Source organism: Bacillus mobilis, assembly GCF_001884045.1.
Taxonomy (GTDB): domain Bacteria; phylum Bacillota; class Bacilli; order Bacillales; family Bacillaceae_G; genus Bacillus_A; species Bacillus_A mobilis.
Map to the genome: position 1 here is coordinate 1 of NZ_MACF01000114.1, position 540 is coordinate 540.

Here is a 540-nt window from a genome sequence, read left to right on the forward strand (position 1 = left end):
TATGGAGAATTGATGAACGCTGTTCATCAATATAAGTTTCCGTGTTTCGTTTTGTTCAGTTTTGAGAGAACTATCTCTCATATATAAATGTATGTTCTTTGAAAACTAGATAACAGTGTAGCTCATATTTTTTAATTTTTAGTTTGGTTAAGTTAGAAAGGGCGCACGGTGGATGCCTTGACACTAGGAGTCGATGAAGGACGGGACTAACGCCGATATGCTTCGGGGAGCTGTAAGTAAGCTTTGATCCGAAGATTTCCGAATGGGGAAACCCACCATACGTAATGGTATGGTATCCTTACCTGAATACATAGGGTAAGGAAGACAGACCCAGGGAACTGAAACATCTAAGTACCTGGAGGAAGAGAAAGCAAATGCGATTTCCTGAGTAGCGGCGAGCGAAACGGAACATAGCCCAAACCAAGAGGCTTGCCTCTTGGGGTTGTAGGACATTCTATACGGAGTTACAAAGGAACGAGGTAGACGAAGCGACCTGGAAAGGTCCGTCGTAGAGGGTAACAACCCCGTAGTCGAAACTTC

1 rRNA gene is annotated in these 540 nt (G+C 43.9%); it reads left to right on the forward strand.

The window, feature by feature from the left end:
- Positions 1-145: 145 nt before the first annotated feature.
- Positions 146-540 (forward strand): 23S ribosomal RNA (locus BAQ44_RS18620); the annotation flags it as partial.